The following is a 1033-nucleotide window of genomic DNA, read 5'->3' on the forward strand; positions in this document are numbered from 1 at the left end:
GAGGGCGGCGGCGCCCCCCTCACCGGAACCGACCACCCCACCACCGGAGCCGGCCACCCCGCCGCCGGAACCGCCCGCACCGCACCGCTCCCGCCGCGCACGGTCACCTGACCGGGAGGTGGTAGGCGATCCGGAAGCGGTCGGCGGGCACCACCACGTCCGCCGTCTCGACCGGGCGGCCCGACGCGTAGTACGTCCGCTCGATCACCATCACCACGTGCCCCGGCACACCGCCGAGCGCCAGGAGCTCCTCCGCCAGCCCCGGGCGCGCACCGACCTGCTCGGCCACGTTGTCCACGACGACGTCGATCGCGGCCATCCGCTCGACCACCCCGCAGCCGCCCAGCGGCCCCTCCTCCGGCAGCATCACCGGCGTGCGCCCCGTCACGGCGAGCGGCTCCCAGGAGGTCGAGAGCATCATCGGCTCCCCCGCCTCCCGGAAGGTGTACCTCGTCCGCATCACCCGGTCGCCCGGCTCGATGCCAAGGCGTTCGGCGACCTCCGCGCTCGCCTCCTCCTGCTCGCTGCGGGACTCCCACGTCCCGCGCACTCCCTCCGCCGTCTGCTCCTGACGGAACGGACTGGCGCCGGTGGCCGACCGGTAGCCGGAACGGGCGATCCGCCGCGGCACGGGACGCTCGCGCACATATGTGCCGGAGCCCGAGCGCCCCTCCACCAGCCCCTCGGCCATCAGCACCTTGCGCGCCTCCAGCGCGACGGTGTCCGAGACTCCGTACTCCTCGCGGATACGGGCCTGCGAAGGCAGGCGCGTATGCGGCGGCAGCAAACCGTTGACGATCTTCTCCCTCAGATCGCTTGCAACGCGCAGATACGCGGGCTGCTCACCGAAAGTCACAGGCCACTCCCAACAGGTTGACAGTCTGCAACAGCCTGACAACCGTCGGTTGTGGACCGCAAGCACAGGCCAAAGATTCACCTGATGTGATGATTCACAGCCCACCCATGCATATCCGGCCGTCGGCCACCAGAAGGATCTCGGCCCTTCTCGATCCCCCCGCCCCTTCCTTCCCCC

At 71.2% G+C, this 1033-nt stretch carries 1 protein-coding gene; it reads right to left on the reverse strand.

The genetic code is table 11. From position 1 onward, the window contains the following. Nucleotides 1-103: 103 nt before the first annotated feature. On the reverse strand, nucleotides 104-856 hold the full coding sequence (locus EAO76_RS11370) for a GntR family transcriptional regulator (RefSeq protein WP_148835817.1): 753 nt from the start codon (nucleotides 854-856) through the stop codon (nucleotides 104-106). Nucleotides 857-1033 lie beyond the last annotated feature (177 nt).

This window comes from Streptomyces sp. sk2.1, assembly GCF_008120935.1.
In the GTDB taxonomy this organism is placed as follows: Bacteria; Actinomycetota; Actinomycetes; order Streptomycetales; family Streptomycetaceae; genus Streptomyces.